The 18,165-nt window shown below is 62.1% G+C and carries 16 protein-coding genes and 1 pseudogene; 11 read left to right on the top strand and 6 right to left on the bottom strand.

Going from position 1 to position 18,165, the window contains the following annotated elements; translation table 11 throughout:
- The first annotated feature begins 65 nt into the window (after positions 1-65).
- From uraH to Q8L50_RS17360, 3 genes are all read left to right on the top strand, one after another.
- Positions 66-419, top strand: a complete 354-nt coding sequence (uraH, locus tag Q8L50_RS17370; protein WP_305349888.1) for a hydroxyisourate hydrolase — start codon at positions 66-68, stop codon at positions 417-419.
- A gap of 543 nt (positions 420-962) precedes the next feature.
- Positions 963-1,475, top strand: a complete 513-nt coding sequence (locus tag Q8L50_RS17365; RefSeq protein ID WP_305349887.1) for a hypothetical protein — start codon at positions 963-965, stop codon at positions 1,473-1,475.
- 94 nt (positions 1,476-1,569) lie between these two features.
- Positions 1,570-1,785: a hypothetical protein gene (locus Q8L50_RS17360; RefSeq protein WP_305349886.1), complete on the top strand. Its 216-nt coding sequence runs from the start codon at positions 1,570-1,572 to the stop codon at positions 1,783-1,785.
- Between the two features lie 590 nt (positions 1,786-2,375).
- On the opposite strand, the gene Q8L50_RS17355 is transcribed toward Q8L50_RS17360, so the two are convergent.
- Positions 2,376-2,897 (bottom strand): hypothetical protein, encoded by a 522-nt coding sequence (locus tag Q8L50_RS17355; protein WP_305349885.1) that lies wholly within the window; start codon positions 2,895-2,897, stop codon positions 2,376-2,378.
- Positions 2,898-3,041: 144 nt separating this feature from the next.
- On the opposite strand from Q8L50_RS17355, the gene xdhC reads away from it, so the two are divergent.
- The 3 genes from xdhC to Q8L50_RS17340 all read left to right on the top strand — a co-directional run bounded on the left by xdhC (position 3,042) and on the right by Q8L50_RS17340 (position 6,519).
- On the top strand, positions 3,042-3,848 hold the full coding sequence (gene xdhC, locus Q8L50_RS17350; RefSeq protein WP_305349884.1) for a xanthine dehydrogenase accessory protein XdhC: 807 nt from the start codon (positions 3,042-3,044) through the stop codon (positions 3,846-3,848).
- Positions 3,849-3,954: 106 nt separating this feature from the next.
- Entirely contained in the window at positions 3,955-5,187 is a 1,233-nt protein-coding gene (locus tag Q8L50_RS17345; protein ID WP_305349883.1) for a urate hydroxylase PuuD, read from the top strand.
- Positions 5,188-5,388: 201 nt separating this feature from the next.
- Complete coding sequence (locus tag Q8L50_RS17340; RefSeq protein ID WP_305349882.1) at positions 5,389-6,519, top strand: ABC transporter substrate-binding protein; 1,131 nt, start codon at positions 5,389-5,391, stop codon at positions 6,517-6,519.
- 18 nt (positions 6,520-6,537) lie between these two features.
- Here Q8L50_RS17340 and Q8L50_RS17335 read toward each other — a convergent pair whose 3' ends face one another.
- Positions 6,538-7,473: a LysR family transcriptional regulator gene (locus Q8L50_RS17335; protein ID WP_305349881.1), complete on the bottom strand. Its 936-nt coding sequence runs from the start codon at positions 7,471-7,473 to the stop codon at positions 6,538-6,540.
- A gap of 98 nt (positions 7,474-7,571) precedes the next feature.
- On the opposite strand from Q8L50_RS17335, the gene Q8L50_RS17330 reads away from it, so the two are divergent.
- The 3 genes from Q8L50_RS17330 to Q8L50_RS17320 all read left to right on the top strand — a co-directional run bounded on the left by Q8L50_RS17330 (position 7,572) and on the right by Q8L50_RS17320 (position 11,074).
- A complete protein-coding gene (locus Q8L50_RS17330; RefSeq protein WP_305349880.1) occupies positions 7,572-8,666 on the top strand; it encodes a tartrate dehydrogenase in 1,095 nt (364 codons plus the stop codon).
- A gap of 50 nt (positions 8,667-8,716) precedes the next feature.
- Complete coding sequence (locus tag Q8L50_RS17325) at positions 8,717-9,664, top strand: tripartite tricarboxylate transporter substrate binding protein (RefSeq protein WP_305349879.1); 948 nt, start codon at positions 8,717-8,719, stop codon at positions 9,662-9,664.
- A 93-nt stretch (positions 9,665-9,757) separates the two neighbouring features.
- Positions 9,758-11,074 (top strand): glycerate kinase, encoded by a 1,317-nt coding sequence (locus Q8L50_RS17320; RefSeq protein WP_305349878.1) that lies wholly within the window; start codon positions 9,758-9,760, stop codon positions 11,072-11,074.
- Positions 11,075-11,121: 47 nt separating this feature from the next.
- Here the strand turns inward: Q8L50_RS17320 and Q8L50_RS17315 are convergent, their stop codons facing one another.
- From Q8L50_RS17315 to Q8L50_RS17300, 4 genes are all read right to left on the bottom strand, one after another.
- Positions 11,122-11,541: a thioesterase family protein gene (locus tag Q8L50_RS17315; RefSeq protein ID WP_305349877.1), complete on the bottom strand. Its 420-nt coding sequence runs from the start codon at positions 11,539-11,541 to the stop codon at positions 11,122-11,124.
- A gap of 284 nt (positions 11,542-11,825) precedes the next feature.
- The gene (locus Q8L50_RS17310) at positions 11,826-12,818 is read right to left on the bottom strand and encodes a tripartite tricarboxylate transporter substrate binding protein (RefSeq protein WP_305349876.1); all 993 of its coding nucleotides are present in this window, start codon (positions 12,816-12,818) and stop codon (positions 11,826-11,828) included.
- Between the two features lie 50 nt (positions 12,819-12,868).
- Positions 12,869-14,482, bottom strand: coding sequence for an indolepyruvate oxidoreductase subunit beta family protein (locus tag Q8L50_RS17305; protein WP_305349875.1), 1,614 nt, complete (start codon positions 14,480-14,482; stop codon positions 12,869-12,871).
- Positions 14,479-16,644, bottom strand: a complete 2,166-nt coding sequence (locus Q8L50_RS17300) for an indolepyruvate ferredoxin oxidoreductase subunit alpha (RefSeq protein WP_305349874.1) — start codon at positions 16,642-16,644, stop codon at positions 14,479-14,481. Before Q8L50_RS17300 ends, Q8L50_RS17305 begins: the two co-directional genes overlap by 4 nt.
- Before the next feature lie 96 nt (positions 16,645-16,740).
- Between Q8L50_RS17300 and Q8L50_RS17295 the strand changes: the two genes are divergently transcribed.
- Positions 16,741-17,649: a LysR family transcriptional regulator gene (locus tag Q8L50_RS17295; RefSeq protein WP_305349873.1), complete on the top strand. Its 909-nt coding sequence runs from the start codon at positions 16,741-16,743 to the stop codon at positions 17,647-17,649.
- A 115-nt stretch (positions 17,650-17,764) separates the two neighbouring features.
- A pseudogene (locus Q8L50_RS17290) lies at positions 17,765-18,165 on the top strand (mandelate racemase); the annotation flags it as partial.

Genomic DNA, 18,165 nt, shown 5'->3' with positions numbered 1-18,165 from the left:
AGTAAAACTGTATACACTTTCAGTCGACGCATTCACCGCCAGCTTCAGAAAAAAGGGGAAAAACCATGGGTTTGAGCACACATGTGCTGGACACCATGCACGGCACACCGGCGGCCGGCATGTTGGTCGAGCTTTACACCACAGAAGGCGGGCTGGCAGTGCTGGTCAAAACCTTCACCCTCAACAGCGACGGCCGCAACCCGGACGGCCCGCTGTATGACAGCAGCAATCTGCAAACCGGTACTTACCGGCTGGTGTTTGATGTGGCGGCCTACTTCAGGGGCTGCGGCGTCACGCTGCCAGAGCCCAACTTTTTGAACAAGGTCAGCATCGATTTCGGCGTAGCCGACACCAGCCAGCATTACCACGTGCCGCTGCTGGTCAGTCCCTGGAGTTACTCCACTTATCGCGGGTCTTGAGCCAGCGGGCTGTCGTGGGCTACCTGGCCACCTACCTGCAGTCGGGCTTTTAGACCAAACATATTGCCAACATTTATAACGTGGCGGCGAACATGCTGGAGCAGATGATGACGCTGCTGATATTGGTAAGCCTGCAGCGCAGGGCTACAAGGCGCTGGTCAAGCTGGACACGCAGTTTCTGGAATCCCTCAACGGCGACACCAGCCAGCGCAAAGGCATGGAGGCCGGCATGCAGGTCGCCGCAGAAATCCACCAGGGACGCCGGACCATCATGGAGTATTTGCTGAGCCCGTTGCAGAAGGTGTCGGCTGAGGCGGGGAGGGAGCGGTGAGGCGAGTGCTGAGCCCTGGAGGCGCTATGAATTTAGTAGCTGCTTGCGCACGTCCAATAAGGGCTAGGGCTCGATTTAGTGCACAAATACTGCTCGAAATGGCTCCCTTAGAAAAGTCAAAAGCGTTTTGCGCGCACTCTGATTGCTTTGCAGACAAAACTTCTCAGCACTGCGCAGGCAGCGTTTGAACTCACAACGGACGGAGGAATGAAATGATTGGACTCGGGTTCTTGGCGGTTGGGTTGCTCTGGCTGGCCTTCAGTGGGTATCTGGCTACACGCTTGCCAAAGTGGCTTGGCGTTGTTAAACCTGTGTGGCGCCGGTTGCTGGTCGTGACCGTGTTTTTGCTGCTCTTGGGCGGGCCGTTTGTGGATCACATCGTGGGGATGCGGCAGTTTGAGAAGTTGTGTGCTAAGCAAACTCGGCTCGAAATTAGTCCAAAAGCAGCAAATACGAAGCGCGCGATAGAGCCAAACCCGGCATTCGAACTGCTTGACGCTTACGTTATTCCAATAAATCAGCAAGTACGCCGAGTCTTTGATTTAGACACGGGCGAGCAAGTCGCTCAGTACAAATATTTCTCGACCCCTGGCGGGCGCATTGGCCCACTGATAAGGCTTGGCGGGCTTTACACCTGCTCTGCAATTCAGCGCGAACACATCGATCAAGAAAAGTACGCAAAGCTAAAAGTTCAAACCAACTTGACCTATGGAGAACTGAAATGAGCCTTATTCGATCCGCGTACATAAATGCACTACTCGCAGACGCATCCTACGCAGCCTGAGCCGCAGTGAATTTGCCGAGCGGCGGACTTTACCGTTGCTGTGGAGCCTGCAGGATGCCCTGCTGGACATGCAACTGGCCAAGAACCCGGATGGGCGCTTCACCGCAGACATCTCGATGGACAGCCGGGGCTCGCGCGACCTGGGCCTGGCCATAGGCCTGCTGGGCGGGGTCGGGGATATGAGCGGGCGGCTTGATCAGGTGGCCAGACCAGCAGAGGTGCAGCAGTTTGATTTGGCTCAGATGGTGTGATACGGGTGCAAACTTTGCGCTTTTCTGGCACCCTCGCCCTTTGGGATAGGGTTGGGGTGAGGGCCAGCGGCGTATAAGAAAACGCAGTCACATCGCGCATAGGCCCATGCCAAGCCGACTTTCAGCGCAGACCAGATTCAGTTATACGTGTATATAACTTAACGCGACGAGGGTATCTCATGCACACAACTATTTTGCGCAAGGTCGGCGGCTCAGTGCTGTTGGCCGTCCCGCCGGCATTACTCGACCAACTGCACCTGCAAGTCGGCGCTACGGTTGGCTAGGCCGTCGTTCGCGGTCGTCTGGTGGTGGAGCCCAAGCCACGACCGCGCTACACACTCGCGGAGCTGCTCGCCGCCTCAGACTACTCGCAGCCGCAATCGGCGGAAGAGCGCGAATGGGTCGATGCACCCTCTGTAGGTGGTGAACTGTTGTGAAGCGTGGCGATATCTATATGGTGTCGACGATGTAATGGCAAAAGTCGAGACGCTTTTTGAGTAATGTCGAGGTTCGGTCCCCTCTCCCAGAGGGACAAAGTGAGCAGCCCGATTCAGTGGCAGCGAGTTACACGCAGTGAGCAACCGTGGGGGCTAGTTTTGCCCCTCAGTCAGCGTATCCAGCTGAAACTTGCCGCTTTTGTGCCACAACCAAGTGTCGGTATAAACCACTTTGCCCATACGCACTGGCGCCGGAAACGGGGAGGCGGCCTTGATCGTGCGTTCGATTTCGGCAATCACTTCCGGGGCATGGCGTGGGGCGCGCATCCAGTCCAGGCGGGTGACGATGCCGACCTGGTTGATCTCGACATTGATCACCCCGACGGCGTACAGCAGGGGCGGCATTCTGCCTTTGTAGATGCGGTCGGCGTTCAGGCCGTAGATGTGGGTGGCGCCGCTTTCGCGGTAGAGGCGCGGGGTGGGGGCGGCCGAGTTGCGGGCCGAGCCGGCTGGCCCGGCGATAGGCCCAATGACCGGTGAGCTGGGTTCTGGTGCGGCGGCTGCTGGCGCGGGAGGCGCCGGCGCCGGCGCGGTCTTGCAGGCCGAGACGATGACGCCAACAGCGGTGGATACAAGAGCGAGCAGCCAGAATCTGCGGTGAGAGGTGTCAGACATACGTATCCTTGAGGTATTGGCCGATGCTGCCGATTTGATTGTGGGCTTCAGGCGGCGTGCACTGGTGTAGGCGCAAGCCTTATTTTGCAGGCTTCCAGACGCGGCAGATCAAAAAGAAGTGTTTCAAATCAGAGGGTTTTTACCGTGAACGAGTTGAAGAAGGTGTTTTTGGATCGCCTGTGTAAAGAGGCAGCGGTGCTGGTGCAGATCACTGCCACCGAAGGTTCTGCGCCGCGTGAAGCCGGCACCTGGATGGCGGTGTTTGCGGGCGCGGTGGTCGGCACCATTGGCGGCGGCCATCTGGAATACCAGGCGATTGCCAGCGCCCGGCAGCGTTTTCAGGGTTTGCCGGGCGAGTCCTCGAGCCGCGTGGTGCTGGGCCCCACGCTGGGCCAGTGTTGTGGCGGTGTGATGCAGTTGCACTTTGAAACGGTGGGCGCCAACGATGTGCCGGCGCTGGCGCAGCGCCTTGGCACCAATTTACAGCCGGTTGCTCTTTTTGGCGGTGGTCATGTGGGCCATGCGCTGGTGCAGGTGCTGTCCACCCTGCCATTTGCCCTGACCTGGATAGACAGCCGTGACGGCATTTTTCCTGACGCGGTACCTGAGCAAGTCATCTGCGAACAATCCGATCCGGTGCAGCGCGCAGTCCCGGGCCTGGCACCGGGTTCGCGTGTGCTGATCATGAGTTTCAGCCATGCCGAAGACCTGGACATCGTGGCCGAATGCCTGAAGCGCCAGCGTGAGAAGGGCGATCTGCCCTACATAGGCCTGATTGGCAGCAAAACCAAATGGGCCACCTTTAGGCACCGGCTGGAGGCGCGCGGCTTCAGCGCAGAAGAACTGGCGCATGTGACCTGCCCGATTGGCCTGCCCGGCATTCAAGGCAAAGAGCCGGAAGTGATTGCAGTGTCGGTAGCGGCACAGTTGTTGCAAGGCACTGCGAGGTAGATCGCATACACTTTTACCAATGGTCGCAGCGGAGCACTTGTTGTTCGTGGCCTTTGTCTGCTTACAGCGCCCGCAGTGGTGAGCAGCGTGCCGAGAGGTTGAGATCATGGAAAGTTACCTTCTGGACTGGGCCAACCTGCTGCTGCGCTGGGTCCACGTCATCACCGCCGTCGCCTGGATCGGCTCTTCTTTCTATTTTGTTTTTCTTGATTCCAGCCTGACACCGCCGGTTGATGAAGACCTGAAGAAGCAGGGCGTCAGCGGCGAGCTTTGGGCGGTGCACGGCGGCGGTTTCTACCACCCCGTCAAGTTTGCGGTCAAGCCGCCCGAGCTGCCAAAGCACCTGCACTGGTTCTATTGGGAAAGCTACAGCACCTGGTTGTCGGGTTTTGCGCTGTTCACCGTCTCCTACTTGTGGAACGCCAGCACCTATCTGATCGACAAATCGCTGATGAACTGGTCACCGGGTGCCGCCATCGGTGTCGCGCTGTCGTTTTTTGTGGTGTTCTGGATGTTGTACGACGGCATTTGCCAGCTGTTTGGCAAGCGTAAACATGGTGACGCCATCGTGGGCGCGCTGGTGCTGGTGCTGGTGTGTGTGGCGTCCTGGCTGGCCTGCCACTGGTTTGCCGGGCGTGCCGCCTTTTTGCTGGTCGGCGCCATGATTGCCACCGCCATGAGCGCCAACGTGTTTTTCTGGATCATCCCGGGCCAGCGCCAGGTGATCGCCAGCATCAAGGCCGGCCAGCCGGTAGACCCGGTACACGGCCAGCGCGGCAAGCAGCGCAGTGTGCACAACACCTACTTCACGCTGCCGGTGCTGTTTGCCATGCTCAGCAACCACTACAGCTTTACATACAACCACCCGCAGAACTGGCTGGTCCTGATTGTCATGATGCTGGCCGGTGCGCTGATACGGCAGTTCTTTGTGATGCGCCACGGCTACAAGCTGGGGCGCAACCGGCACCCCCTGCCGTATGCGCTGGTGGGGCTGGCGCTGATCGCCGGAGCCATTGTCTGGATGAAGCCGCCGCCGCAAGCTCCAGTTGCTATGAATTCAGTAGCTGTTGGCGCAGGTGGGGAAAGGGCTGCAGGCCAAAATGCCTATGTAAACGTGCAGAAGGTGCTGGAGCAGCGCTGTTACCAGTGCCACGGCGCACAGCTACAGATGAAGAATGTGCGGCTTGATTCACCAGACCTGCTCAGGCAGCATGCGCAGTCGGTGTACCAGCAGGTGGTGGTCAGCAAAATCATGCCGATGAACAATGCCACTGGCATGCTGGACGCCGAACGCGCGCTGGTGCGGCAGTGGTTTGAGAGCGGCGCCAAAACGCGGTGAGCCTTGCCGGCTTGCACCAATCCGGGCCGGGCTTGTCGCTTAGGTTGGCATGCCAACTGAGGCTGTAAGTTCTGCGTAATATCGCGTATCGACGCCGACTGTGTGACGTGCTTCAATGCGCTACCGCAGCAAACAGGTTGCTGCGCCCAGGCCGGGCACTTGCCTAAGTGCCGCCGTCGTTGACCACCGAGGAGACAAAACATGACGCACACCCAGTTGCTGGTTCGCACACTCGCCATCACCGGCTTCATGGCTGCCTCCTTGGCGGCAGGCGCTGCCCAGATTGTTGTCGGGCAGGTTGCACCCCTGTCGGGGCTGGAAGGCACGCAGGCCCGCGCCTACTCCACCGGCATCCAGCTGGCCTTGAACAAGGCCAACAAGGCGGGCGGCGTCAACGGCCACACCTTCAGCCTGGTGCGCAAGGACGATGGCGGGCGCGCCGCAGACAACCTTGCCGCCACCAAGGCACTGCTCAGCGAGAGCCGGCCGCTGGTGTTGGCGGGCTATTTCGGCGACCGCATCGTGGGCGAGCTGGTGGCATCGAAACTGCTGGAGACGGAAAACATTGCACTGGTGGGTTACCGCGTCAACGAAATCCGCAGCGAAACGCCGCTGGTCTACAGCGTGCGTGCCAATCTGCGCGATGAGATCAACAAAATCACCGAACACCTGGTGACCGTGGGTGTGACCCGTCTTGGCTTGTTCTACCCCGATGGCGCCGGTGCGGCAACGCTGCTGACGGCCATGGAAGAAGTGATGAAAGCGCGTGGCGCCAGACTCACCGCCAAGGCCAGTTACGCCCAGGGAACCAACAAGGTGCCCAACGCCGTGGTGGACACGTTTATTTCTGCCGCACCTCAGGCCATCATTGTTGTCGCCAGCGGCGCTGCAGCTGCGGCCTTCATCGAGAAGTACCGGCTGGACGGCGGAACGGCGCAGTTGTTTGCCCATTCCGGCGCGGACATCGAACAAATCTCGCAGCGCCTTGGTGAGGACCAGCTCAAGGGCCTGGCGATCACACAGGTCACGCCCAACCCCTACAAAATTGCAGGGCGGATCTCCAAGGAGTTCAGCGACATCGCAAGCGCCACACCCAATCTGGAGGTGCCCATCAGCTACGCCATGATGGAAGGCTACATCGCTGGCGCGGTGATCGTGGAAGCCGCGCGGCGCATGGGGCCGAAGATATCGCGCGAAGGTTTTGTCACCGCGCTTGACAGCGTCGACGTGGATCTGGGCGGCTACAAAGTCGGCTTCAAGCCCGGCATGCGGTCCGGCTCCAGGTTTGTCGAGTTGACCATCGTGACCGCGACCGGGCGCATCCGGCAGTAACGCTCCGGACGGGGCGGCTCACCAGCTGCTCACCAGGCCTGCCGAGCGGGTCGAGGTTTTCTCGAAGTGGCCGGCCAGATAGTCCACAAAGGCTTTGACGCGGGCTGACACCTGGTGCCGCTGCGGCCAGACCGCATGAATGTCTGCCGGGGGCGACTGGTAGTTTTCAAGCACCTGGCGCAACCTGCCGCTGCGCAGGTAGCGCGCGATGTCCCACTCTGCGCGCATCACGATGCCGTGGCCTGCCAGCGCCCAGTTCACCGCGATCTCGCCGTCGCTGGTGCTCAGGTTGCCGCGCACCTTGACGGTCTCCACGCGTTTGCCCGCGTTCAGGCGCCAGATGCCATAAGCCTCGCCGCCCTGGCGTATGCCGATGCAGCTGTGCTGCGCCAGATCCTGCGGCACCTTCGGCACACCGCGCCTGGCCAGGTAGGCCGGCGATGCGCACAGCAACCGGCGATTCGGTGCCAGCTTGCGGGCGATCACGCGCGCGTCCGGCGGCTCGCCGAAGCGCACACACACGTCAAAGGCGTCGTCGTCGGCCGGCGGCGGATTGACCGTGAGCTGAAGCTGCACCTGGACGTCCGGATAGAGCTTGGCAAAACCCGAGATCAGTGGCGCGATGTGGCTGCGGCCAAACCCCAGCGTGGCGTTGACGCGCAACAGGCCCTTGGGCGCCGCAACCGCGCTGGATACCAGTTGCTCCATGTCGTCGATTTCCGCGAGGATGCGCCTGGCGTGGCCGAGGTACAACTCGCCCTCGGGGGTCAGGCTGACGCGCCGGGTCGTGCGGTTGAGCAGCTGTACGCCTAGCCGGCCTTCCATCTGGGCCAGGCGTTTGCTGATGGCCGGCGTCGTGACGTCGAGTTCGCGGGCTGTTGCCGAAAAGCTGGCGCAACGGGCCAGCAGGCTGAAAAACGCCATCTCGGATGGGGCGGAAACCGGTGTGGACATGGCGACTCTTAACCCAAAGTAAACAATAAGATAACTTTAGACACTTCTTTTGAACAGTGCAATCCGTAAAGTGAGCGTGTTGTACATCAGGAGACCCCGTGAAAAGTTACAAGATCGCCTGTATCCCCGGCGACGGCATCGGCAAGGAAGTGGTGCCGGCCGGCCAGCAGGTGCTGCAGGCGCTGGCCGCAGCCCAAAAAAGTTTCAGTTTCGACTTCACGTCTTTCGGCTGGGGCGGCGACTGGTTCCGCGAACACGGCGTGATGATGCCGGACGATGGGCTGGACGCGCTGCGCGGCATGGACGCCATTTTGTTTGGTTCTGCGGGTGACCCGCACATCCCCGACCACATCACGCTCTGGGGCCTGCGCCTGAAAATCTGCCAGGGCTTTGACCAGTACGCCAATGTGAGGCCGACCCGCATCCTGCCCGGCATTGACGCGCCGCTCAAACGCTGCACCGCCAAAGACCTGGACTGGATCATCGTGCGCGAAAACTCCGAGGGCGAATACGCGGGCGTCGGCGGCCGCGTGCACCAGGGCCACCCGATCGAGGTGGCCACCGACATGTCCATCCTGACCCGCGTCGGAGTCGAACGCATCATGCGTTTCGCCTTCCGGCTGGCGCAGTCGCGGCCGCGCAAGCTGTTGACCGTGGTCACCAAATCCAACGCCCAGCGCCACGGCATGGTGATGTGGGACGAGATTGCGCTGCAGATCAGCAAAGAGTTTCCGGATGTGAACTGGGACAAGGAACTGGTGGACGCCTGTACTGCGCGTATGGTCAACCGCCCGGCAACACTCGACACGCTGGTGGCCACCAACCTGCACGCCGATGTGCTGAGCGACCTGGCGGCTGCGCTGGCTGGCAGCCTGGGCATTGCGCCCACCGGCAACATTGATCCCGAACGCCGCTACCCGTCCATGTTCGAGCCCATCCACGGCTCGGCTTTTGACATCATGGGCAAAGGCCTGGCGAATCCGGTGGGCACCTTCTGGAGTTGTGTGATGCTGCTGGAGCATATCGGCGAAGCTGCAGCGGCGCAGCGCCTGATGCAGGCCATCGAGCAGGTTACCGCAGACCCAACCCTGCACACCCGCGATCTGGGCGGCAGCGCCAGCACCGCGCAGGTCACGCAGGCGGTGTGTGATCGTATTTCAAACAAGCCAGAGACCGCACGACGCGCTGCATGAAGCGCTGCGATGAGCAATTTTTGATCGCAACAACAAAAGGAGACAAAACCATGAAGAAGCTGATTTCCGTGCTGAGCCTCGCCTTGCTGGCGCCCCTGGCGCTGGCCCAGGGCTGCCCCGACAAAAACGTCATGTACTGGCAGGCCTTCCCGCCCGGCGGCGAGTCAGACCTGTCGGCGCGCCACCAGCAGGTGGTACTCAAGAAGAAGTGCCCGGCCATTGACACCATCATCCAGTACAAAGCCGGCGCCGGCGGTGCGCTGATGTGGTCTCAGATGAACCAGCTTCCGCCCGATGGTTTGAACATCGTGGGCGTCAACCTGCCGCACATCGTGTTCCAGCCGATCGAGGGCGTGGTCCAGTACAAGACCGGCGACGTGACGCCGGTGTTCTGGTTCCACTTCACGCCCGACGCGCTGGTGGTGCCCGAGAACAGCCCGTACAAGACCTTTGCCGACTTCATCGCCGCGGCAAAAAAAGACCCCGGCAAGATGAGTCTGGGCGGCTCCGGCCTGAATTCGGCCAACCACGCCTCGCATGAGCGTCTGAACGCGGCGTTCGGTATCAAGAGCACCTATGTGCCCTACAAGGGCACGGGCGACATGGCACTGGCCGTGGTGGGCAGCCAGATTGACGGCGCAGTGACCTATACCGCCTTCGCCATCAACAACAAGGGCAAGACCCGCGCGCTCGCTGTGGCCATGGAAAAACGTCACCCCCTGCTGCCAGACGTGCCGACCTTCAGGGAGCTTGGCGTGGACTGGGTGGACGGTGCCTATCGCGGCATCGGTGTGCCCAAGTCGACACCGCCGGAAGCGCGCAAGAAAATTGCGGACATGTGGGCTGCGCTCAACAACGAGCCCGAAATGAAGGAACTGGCCGCCAAAAGCGGCTTCGAACTGGTCAATGTGAATCTGGACCAGATGGACGCTTTCATGAAAGACAAGACACGTCTGTACACCGAGGGTGCGCAGCGTCTTGGGCTGGGCAAAAAATAGGCCTCGGGCTCCGTGGCATGCGCTGCCACGGAGCAGTCTTTGCTGCGGTTACAGGCGGGTTACGGCGTCACAATACGGGCCTGGAGACACCGAATGACCGCAACGAATCCTGCCGCCGACCCCCGCGCCTTTCTTGAACATCTTTACCAGGCCGCCGTGCAGCGCGCCCTGCCTCTGCACAACACCGAGGCGCATCTGCCCCCGGTGCCAAAGGGGCGAACCATCGTTCTCGGTGCTGGCAAGGCGGGTGGTTCCATGGCACAGGCCGTCGAGGCGCTGTGGCCGGCCGATGCGCCGCTCGAAGGGCTGGTCGTTACGCGTTACCACCACATTCCGCCACGCCCTGCCGGTTTGCCGCAGCGCATCGAAATTGTTGAAGCCGCGCATCCGGTGCCCGACGCCGCTGGCCTGGCCGCAGCGCAGCGCATTTTGCAGATGACGCAGGGCCTGACCAAAGACGATCTGGTGTTGTGCCTGATCTCGGGCGGTGGCTCGGCGCTCTTGACGCTGCCGGCCGACGGCCTGAGCCTGGAAGACAAGCAGGCCATCAACAAGGCCCTGCTCAACAGCGGCGCCAACATCGGCGAGATGAATTGCGTGCGCAAACATTTGTCACGCATCAAGGGCGGCCGCCTCGCCGCTGCCTGCGCACCTGCGGCCGTGGTGACGCTGACCATCAGCGACGTGCCTGGGGATGATCCGTCGGTGATTGCCAGCGGCCCGACGGTGCCCGACGCCAGCAGCTGCGCCGACGCGCTGGCGATTTTGAAACGCTACAACATCGACATCCCCGCTGCTCTGACGGCTCAACTCGAAAGCGGCGCGCTGGAAACCCCCAAGCCTGGCGACAAGGCCTTCGACGGCCATGCGGTGCACATGATTGCCACGCCGCAGCAGTCGCTGGAGGCGGCAGCGACGGCCGCGCGTGCTGCGGGGTTGGCGGCGTATATCCTCAGCGACGAAATGGAAGGCGAGTCGCGCGAGGTTGGCAAGGTACACGCCGCACTGGCCCGCGCCGTGGCGCTGCATGGCCAGCCATTCAGCAGGCCCTGCGTCATCCTCAGCGGCGGTGAAACCACGGTGACAGTGCGGCCCCGGCAGCCCGGCGACGCGAAAGGCCGCGGCGGCCGTGCGGGGGAGTTTTGTATGGGTCTGGCCTTGGGCCTGCAAGGCCAGCCGGGGGTGTACGCACTCGCGGCGGACACCGACGGCATCGACGGCATGGAAGACAACGCCGGCGCCTTTGTGGCACCCGACACGCTCAAGCGCGCCATCGCCAAAGGCATGAAGGTAGACCGCTATCTGGACCGCAACGACGCTTATGGTTATTTCGAGCCACTGGGTGATCTGGTGGTCACCGGGCCGACCCACACCAATGTCAACGACTTTCGGGCGCTATTGATTTTGTAGCTGCTTACACCAGTCAGAACGGGGCTGGAGGCCGATTTGACATCAAACTATTCGCACAAGGCGCGGATTTCGGGCGGAATCGGCAAGGCGCGTATCGCCTCCGGGTTGTCAGCACGGCGGCCGGCAAAGATGCGGACTTCATCACATTCCATGATGAGATCGCTGTCGCGCATGATGCGGTAACGCTGCACAAAGCTTTTCTCGCGCCATTCCGGAATCGTCACCTGGATGTCCAGCACATCGCCGTAAGTGGCGGTGCGCAGAAAACGCGAGTGTGTGTCCACCAGCGGCGTACCGATCACGCCGATGGTTTTTTCGGTTTCCTGCCAGGATGGCACGCCACACTGCACAAAGAAATTCCTTGAGGCCGCGTCTATCCAGCGGAAAAAATTGGGAAACCACACAATGCGCGCCGGGTCGCAATCGCCGAATTCAACGCGGATGGTGTGGGTGATCTGTTTGCTCATGGTTGATTATGTGGGCAGGGATGTGGGGGCCATGTTTTTCCGCCGGGCCGCCCCAAGGAAAAATGCGCCCCCTCGGGGGGCAGCGCAGTACGCGAAGCGACAAGCGTGGGGGCCATGTTTTTCCGCCGGACCGCCCCAAGGAAAAATGCGCCCCCTCGGGGGGCAGCGCAGTACGCGAAGCGACAAGCGTGGGGGCCATGTTTTTCCGCCGGGCCGCCCCAAGGAAAAATGCGCCCCCTCGGGGGGCAGCGCAGTACGCGAAGCGACAAGCGTGGGGGCCTTACTTACTCAGCCTTTATATTGCGCGCCTTGATCAGCGCGCCAAAGCGCGTGCCGTCTATCGATGCCCGCATGTTGAAGTCCGCGGGTGACATCGGTGCCGGAATACCGCCTATGGCCAGGATGCGGTCTTTCACGGCCTGGCTGCCCAGGATTTTGTTGATCTCGCGGTTCAGCCGGCTCACGACCTCGGCCGGTGTTCCGGCGGGTGCGTAGAAGCCGAACCAGGTGTCGGCGTCAAACCCTTTGAGCCCGGCCTCGTCCAGGGTCGGTACATCAGGAAACAGCGGTGAGCGTTTGGCGCTGCCCACGGCCAGCAGCTTGAGCTTGCCGGCTTTCACATGCTGCAGGCCGATGCCGGGGTCAAACATGAAGTCGAGCTGGCCACCCAGCAGGTCCTGCATGGCTGGCGCTGCGCCACGGTAAGGCACATGCACGGCAAAGGTGTTGGTCTGCGCTTTCATCATCTCTGCCGCCAGATGCGGTGAGCTGCCGTTGCCCGGCGAGCCGAAGGACAGCTTGCCGGGGTTGGCTTTCATGTAGGCCAGGAACTCCTTGACGTTGTTGACCGGCAGGGTAGGTTTGACCTCCAGGAACACCAGCACGCGCGCGGCCGCAGCCACGGGCACCAGGTCTTTGGCGGGGTCGAAAGACATTTTTGAATAGAGGTGGGGATTGACCGACACCATGCCGCCCGAGCTCATCAGCAGCGTATAGCCGTCGTTGGGCGCCTTGGCGACGGCTTCGCCGCCGATGTTGCCATTGGCACCACCCCGGTTCTCCACCACCACCGGCTGGCCCAGGGCCTCAGCCAGTGGCACACCGATGGCGCGCGCCAGTTGGTCGGCCGCGCCGCCCGGCGGAAAGTTGACGATCACGCGCACCGGTTTGTTAGGCCATGCGGCGGCGGTTTGTGCATGCGCGGCAGGCAGCATGGCCCCGGCGGCAAGTGCGAGGGCCAGCAAGGCGCGTCGTTGGGAGTGGAAGCTCGGTGTCATGGTTTGTCTCCTTTTTTTAAGTGGAAGTCTGCGGTCGTAACTCGGGTTTGTCAGGCAGCCTTGACCGCGCCCGGCTTGCGGTGTGGGTTATCGACCCATCTGATGGGTTGTGCTTTCACCGGCCGCGCTGGCGCGCCGTGCTGCACCAGCGTTTGGTCCAGCGCCTTGCCGGCTTCATCAAGCAGCGCGGCCTCGCGCGCCTGGGCAATCGCTGCAGCGCGTGATTCGTTCGATGCAAAGGTGGTGCTGGTCGCCAGGTGCTCCAGCACATGCATCAGGTTGTCCTTGCCGCGCTCGTTGGTGCTGCCGTAACCCTTGATCAGGCGGCCGCAGAGGGCGATCTCGTGGCCCGCTTGCCAGTGGGCCCGCGTGCCGCGCACGACCCCGTTCAGCCACTGCTCGATCAGCGCCTGCTCGGTGGCATAACGGCTGCCAAGCACACGCAGCCATTTCAGGCTGGCCAGCAGGCGCAGCGACAACATGCCAAACACCGAATGTGTGCCGACCTTGAGCGGCAGCGCCCACGGTGCCTTGCCGCAGGCGACGCGCTTGCGGTCCCAGCGTGTCACGCGCGCGGCAAGGCCTGCCGGCAGCAGGGCCGCAAATTCTGCAGCGCCCGGTTTGAAGTGGTCATACACCTGCAGCAGGTCGCCGTCGCCAGCCTTGACCTCGCCGTGCACACGTTGCCAGCGGCTGGCACTGCTCTTGAGATCGGCCACGCGCACGATGTCGTCAAACGCCATCCACAGCGCCAGCCAGCGCGCCATCTCGCGCGTGGTGGCGTAGCCGTGGGCGGCGGTCGGGTCCGCCTCCTGCTCGGCGTGCAACACCTGCTGCAGGCGCTGTACATACAGGTCGGCGTAGTCGCGGTCCTGGTATTCCAGCATGCGCGCATGGCCCAGCGCCAGCATCTCATGCACGGGTGACGGAAAAATAGAAGCCAAATCGGCCTCCAGCCCATTGCTGACGGGCGCAGGCAGCTCCTGATCTGATAGCAGATTGGCGACCAGCCTTGTCTGAGCCTGTTGCGTGTTGACTTGCTCAAAAGCCTGGGCGAAGCCGCGCAGACTGGCTTCAGCGCCTTTGCCGCCGTGCCGGATGACGCTTTCATACGCCTCGCGCGCAAAAGGCAGCAGGCCGCTGCCGGCGATGGCGCCCAGCATGACAGCGCTGACCACGGTGCCGCAGTCTTTCGCCATCGCGCCCATGTCGAACACCTGGGTGGCACGGCTTTGCGCGGCGATGGCCTGCAGCAGCGGTGCATTGCCGGTGCGGCCGTCGCCGGGCACCATGCGCTCTGCGGTGGTCAGCGTGCGGCTGCTGGAGCTGATGACCAGCGTGCGCAGCGGCGAGCTCATGCCGTGGCCGACCTGGCGCGCGGTCTCCAGCAGCTCCGACGACACCAGCCCATCGAGTGCGCCGGGCACAGGGTTCAGGCTGAACACCGGGCGCTTTCCGCCAAGTTCGGCCAGCGGCACCGGGAACACTTCAAGGTAGTAGGTGGTCGCCCCGGTGCGTTGTGCCACGCCAGGAATCGAGGTGCTTTGCGCCGCGTAGCCGCTGGCCCGCGCAATATCGACCAGCCATTCGGTCAACACGCCGCCGCCTTCGCCGCCCAGCGCGCAGATCAGGACTGTGATGGGTTTTTGTTCGTGTGTGTTCATGTGGTTTGCAGTGCTCGCACGAACGCGCCGCGCACGCTGCCCAGCAGGCGCTCATGCCACTTCGGGTTCTGGATCACTTCGGCTCGGTAGAACGAAGGGCACAAGGTCGCAGCATGCGCATTGGCGCCGCACAGGCCGCAGCCGACGCAGCCGTCGATCACTGTGGCCACAGGGTCCACCTTGAGCGGGTCCGGGTTGTCTTTCAGCGTCAGGGTCGGGCAGCCCGACAGGCGGATGCAGGCATGGTCACCGTTGCAGACATCTTCATCAACGCCATATTTCACCCGCACCACCCGTTTGCCCTTCTTCAGCAATCCCGCCAGCCAGGGCTTGATGCGGCGCTGGCGCTCGAGCTGGCACTCACCCTCGGCAATGATGACCTTGAGCCCGTTGAAGTCGGTGGTGAAGGCCTCGTTGAGCGTCTGGCGCATCTCCTCCACATGGTAGGTGTGCACAGTGCGCAGCCACTGGATGCCCAGGCCCTGCAGGGTTTTTTCGATGGTCGTGTTGGTGGCCGTCAGGCTTTGCAGCTTGTCGGTCGCGTTGAATTTCGCGTCATCGCTCGGTGTGGAAATGATGTCCTGCGTGCCGGTGGCCGAGGTGTAGCCGTTCTTGAAAATCAGCAGCACCGCATCGTCGCCGTTGAACAGCGCCGACTGCACACCCGTCAGCAGGCCGTTGTGCCAGAAACCGCCGTCCCCCATGATGGACAGCGTGCGCCGCGCCATCATGGGCGAGACACCGGCCCGGCTGGCCAGGCTCATGCCGTAGCCGAGGATGGAGTGGCCGAAGGAGAAGGGCGCAAAGGTGCCGAAGGCATGGCAACCGATGTCGGCCGCGATGTGCACCGGCCCGACGTCCTGCTGCGCCAGCTTGAGCGCCGAGAATACCGGCCGCTCCGGGCAGCCTATGCAAAAGCCGGGCGGCCGCACCGGCAGCGCCTGGTTCAGCTGCGCCGCAATCTGCGCTCCCACGGCGCTGCGGCGTTCGATGTTGCCCTGCAGCCAGCCGGTAGCCGAGCTGGTGTCCACATCGCTGGCATAACGCGCCACAAAAGCGGCGATGCCGCCCGCCACCACTTCCACCGAGTATTCGCCGCCCGAGGGCAACATGTCCTTGCCATGCAGCGGTGTGTTGATGTCGCGGCGGCGCAAGAAGGTGGCGATCTCCTGCTCGATGTATTCGGGCTGGCCTTCCTCGACCACCAGCACCGCGCGTTTGCCCAGCGCAAATTCCGCCACCTGCTCGGGCACCAGTGGGTAGGTGACATTGAGCACCAGCAGCGGAATTTCGCTCTGGCCGAAGGCATCACAGAGACCGAACTGCTGCAACGCACGGATCAGCGCGTTGTAGATGCCGCCCTGGACGATGATGCCGATATCCTGGCGCGGACCATCCATCAACTCGTTGAGCTGTTTTTCGATGATGTAGCGGCGCGCGGCCGGAATTCGTTCTTCGGTCTTGAGTTTTTCGTGGCGAAAGGTGACCGGCGGGTGCGCGAGTTTGGCGTAGTCGAACGCGGCGGGTTCTTCCATCAGTTGCCGCTTGGAGATCGCCGGCGGGCGGTTGTCCTTGCACTCAAAACTGCCGCGCACATGGCAGGCACGTATGCGCAGCTCCAGAATGGCGGGCATGTTCGAGGCTTCGGAAATCCGGAAACCATGCTCGACCATCTCCACCATCTTGCCGAGCTCGGGGCGCGGGTCCAGCAGGCACATGGTGGACTTCAGCGCATAGGCATGGGTGCGCTCCTGGATCACGCTGGCGCCTTCGCCGTAGTCCTCGCCGACCACAATCAGCGCCCCGCCCAGCACCCCGGGCGATGACAAATTGGACAGCGCGTCGGCAGCGACGTTGGTGCCCACTATCGATTTCCAGGTCACCGCGCCGCGTATCGGGTAGTGGATGGAAGCGCCCAGCATGGCCGCAGCCGAGGCCTCGTTGGAGCAAGCCTCGACATGCACGCCGAGTTCGTCCATATAGGGCTTGGCCTGCACCATGACGTCGAGCAGGTGGGACACCGGCGCGCCCTGGTAGCCGCCCACATAAGCCACGCCGGACTGGAGCAGCGCCTTGGTGATCGCAAGAATGCCCTCGCCGTGGAAAGTCTCGCCGCGTTTCAGCCGCAACGACTCGATTTCCTTGCTGAATGAAACTTCCAAGGCTGTCTCCGGGTTTTATTTTCGTGGGAAGCAGCGAGTTTGGACCCCATTCGACTATCCATCAATAAAATAACAAGACTATCTGGTATTCACTCAATGCATATAAAAGACATCGACCTGAACCTGCTGCGGCTGTTTGATGCGGTCTATCGCACGCGCAACGTGAGCCGCGCCGCCGAACTGATGGACCTGACGCAGCCGGCCGCCAGCCAGGGCCTGACGCGATTGCGCCTGCTGATCAAGGACCCGCTGTTTGTGCGCGCCGGCGGTGGCGTGCAGCCCACGCCGAAGGCCGACCGGCTCGCCGACGCGGTGCGCAGCGCGCTGGCCACGCTGGAGCAGGCGCTCAATGAATCGGCGCTGTTTGAGCCATTGCAGTCGCGCAAGGTTTTTCGCATTCACATGAGTGACATCGGCGAAGGGCGCTTTTTACCGGAACTGATGGCTGCGTTGCGCCAGATGGCGCCAAGCGTGCGCATCGAAACCACGCCGCTGGCCAGCAGCGACATTGCCGCCGCGCTGGACAGCGGACGCATCGATTTTGCTTTCGGCTTTTTGCCGACGGTCAAAGACACCCAGCGTGTGCAACTGCTGAAAGACCGCTACATCGTGCTGTTGCGTGAAGGCCACCCTTTCACCCGGCGCCGGCGCAGCGGTCAGGTGCTGCTCGATGCGCTGCACCAGCTTGAGTTTGTGGCGGTGCGCACACACTCCGACACCCTGCGCATTCTGGAACTGATGCAACTCGAAGACCGGTTGCGCCTGACCGCCGAACACTTCATGGTCCTGCCCTCCATCGTCAAGGCCACCGACCTGGCCGTGGTGATGCCGCGCAACATCGCAAAAATCTTTGCAGCCGACGGCGGCTACGCCATCATCGAGCCACCCTTTCCGTTGCGCGACTTCACCGTGTCCCTGCACTGGAGCAAACGTTTTGAGGCCGACCCCGGCAACCGCTGGCTGCGCGGGGTGATAGAAGCGCTGTTCCGCGAGAATACCCATTGATCGTTTTAGCCACCTGGCACCACAACTTGTCTGCCGCTGGAGAATATCGGCATTGGGCGCCGGGGCAGGCGGCGCCAATGACAGCCCCATTAACACCAACCCGTGAAGCAGACTCATGAAAATCATCGACATCCGCGAAGTCACCCAGCCCATCAAGTCCGATATCCGCAATGCCTACATCGACTTCTCGAAAATGACGCTGAGCCTGGTGGCGGTGGTCACCGACGTGGTGCGCGATGGAAAACCCGTGATTGGTTACGGCTTCAACTCCAACGGCCGTTACGGCCAGGGCGGGCTGATACGTGAACGTTTTGCGCCGCGCATCCTGGAAGCCGCGCCCGAGAGCCTGATCGACGTCAGCGGCAACAACCTCGATGCGCACAAGGTCTGGGCCGCCATGATGACCAATGAAAAGCCCGGTGGCCATGGCGAACGTTCGGTCGCTGTCGGCACCATCGACATGGCGGTCTGGGATGCGGTGGCCAAAATTGAAGGCAAGCCGCTGTACCAGTTGCT

The organism is Polaromonas sp., assembly GCF_030680935.1.
Taxonomy (GTDB): Bacteria; Pseudomonadota; Gammaproteobacteria; order Burkholderiales; family Burkholderiaceae_C; genus Polaromonas.
Note: the sequence above shows the minus strand (reverse complement) of the source record. Positions and strands in the feature narration are given on the sequence as shown.

Coding starts and splice junctions, on each gene's coding strand:
- uraH (WP_305349888.1), top strand. CDS start 66: ATGGGTTTGAGCACACATGTGCTGGACACCATGCACGGCACACCGGCG.
- Q8L50_RS17365 (WP_305349887.1), top strand. CDS start 963: ATGATTGGACTCGGGTTCTTGGCGGTTGGGTTGCTCTGGCTGGCCTTC.
- Q8L50_RS17355 (WP_305349885.1), bottom strand. CDS start 2,897: ATGTCTGACACCTCTCACCGCAGATTCTGGCTGCTCGCTCTTGTATCC.
- Q8L50_RS17345 (WP_305349883.1), top strand. CDS start 3,955: ATGGAAAGTTACCTTCTGGACTGGGCCAACCTGCTGCTGCGCTGGGTC.
- Q8L50_RS17340 (WP_305349882.1), top strand. CDS start 5,389: ATGACGCACACCCAGTTGCTGGTTCGCACACTCGCCATCACCGGCTTC.
- Q8L50_RS17335 (WP_305349881.1), bottom strand. CDS start 7,473: ATGTCCACACCGGTTTCCGCCCCATCCGAGATGGCGTTTTTCAGCCTG.
- Q8L50_RS17325 (WP_305349879.1), top strand. CDS start 8,717: ATGAAGAAGCTGATTTCCGTGCTGAGCCTCGCCTTGCTGGCGCCCCTG.
- Q8L50_RS17320 (WP_305349878.1), top strand. CDS start 9,758: ATGACCGCAACGAATCCTGCCGCCGACCCCCGCGCCTTTCTTGAACAT.
- Q8L50_RS17315 (WP_305349877.1), bottom strand. CDS start 11,541: ATGAGCAAACAGATCACCCACACCATCCGCGTTGAATTCGGCGATTGC.
- Q8L50_RS17310 (WP_305349876.1), bottom strand. CDS start 12,818: ATGACACCGAGCTTCCACTCCCAACGACGCGCCTTGCTGGCCCTCGCA.
- Q8L50_RS17305 (WP_305349875.1), bottom strand. CDS start 14,482: ATGAACACACACGAACAAAAACCCATCACAGTCCTGATCTGCGCGCTG.
- Q8L50_RS17295 (WP_305349873.1), top strand. CDS start 16,741: ATGCATATAAAAGACATCGACCTGAACCTGCTGCGGCTGTTTGATGCG.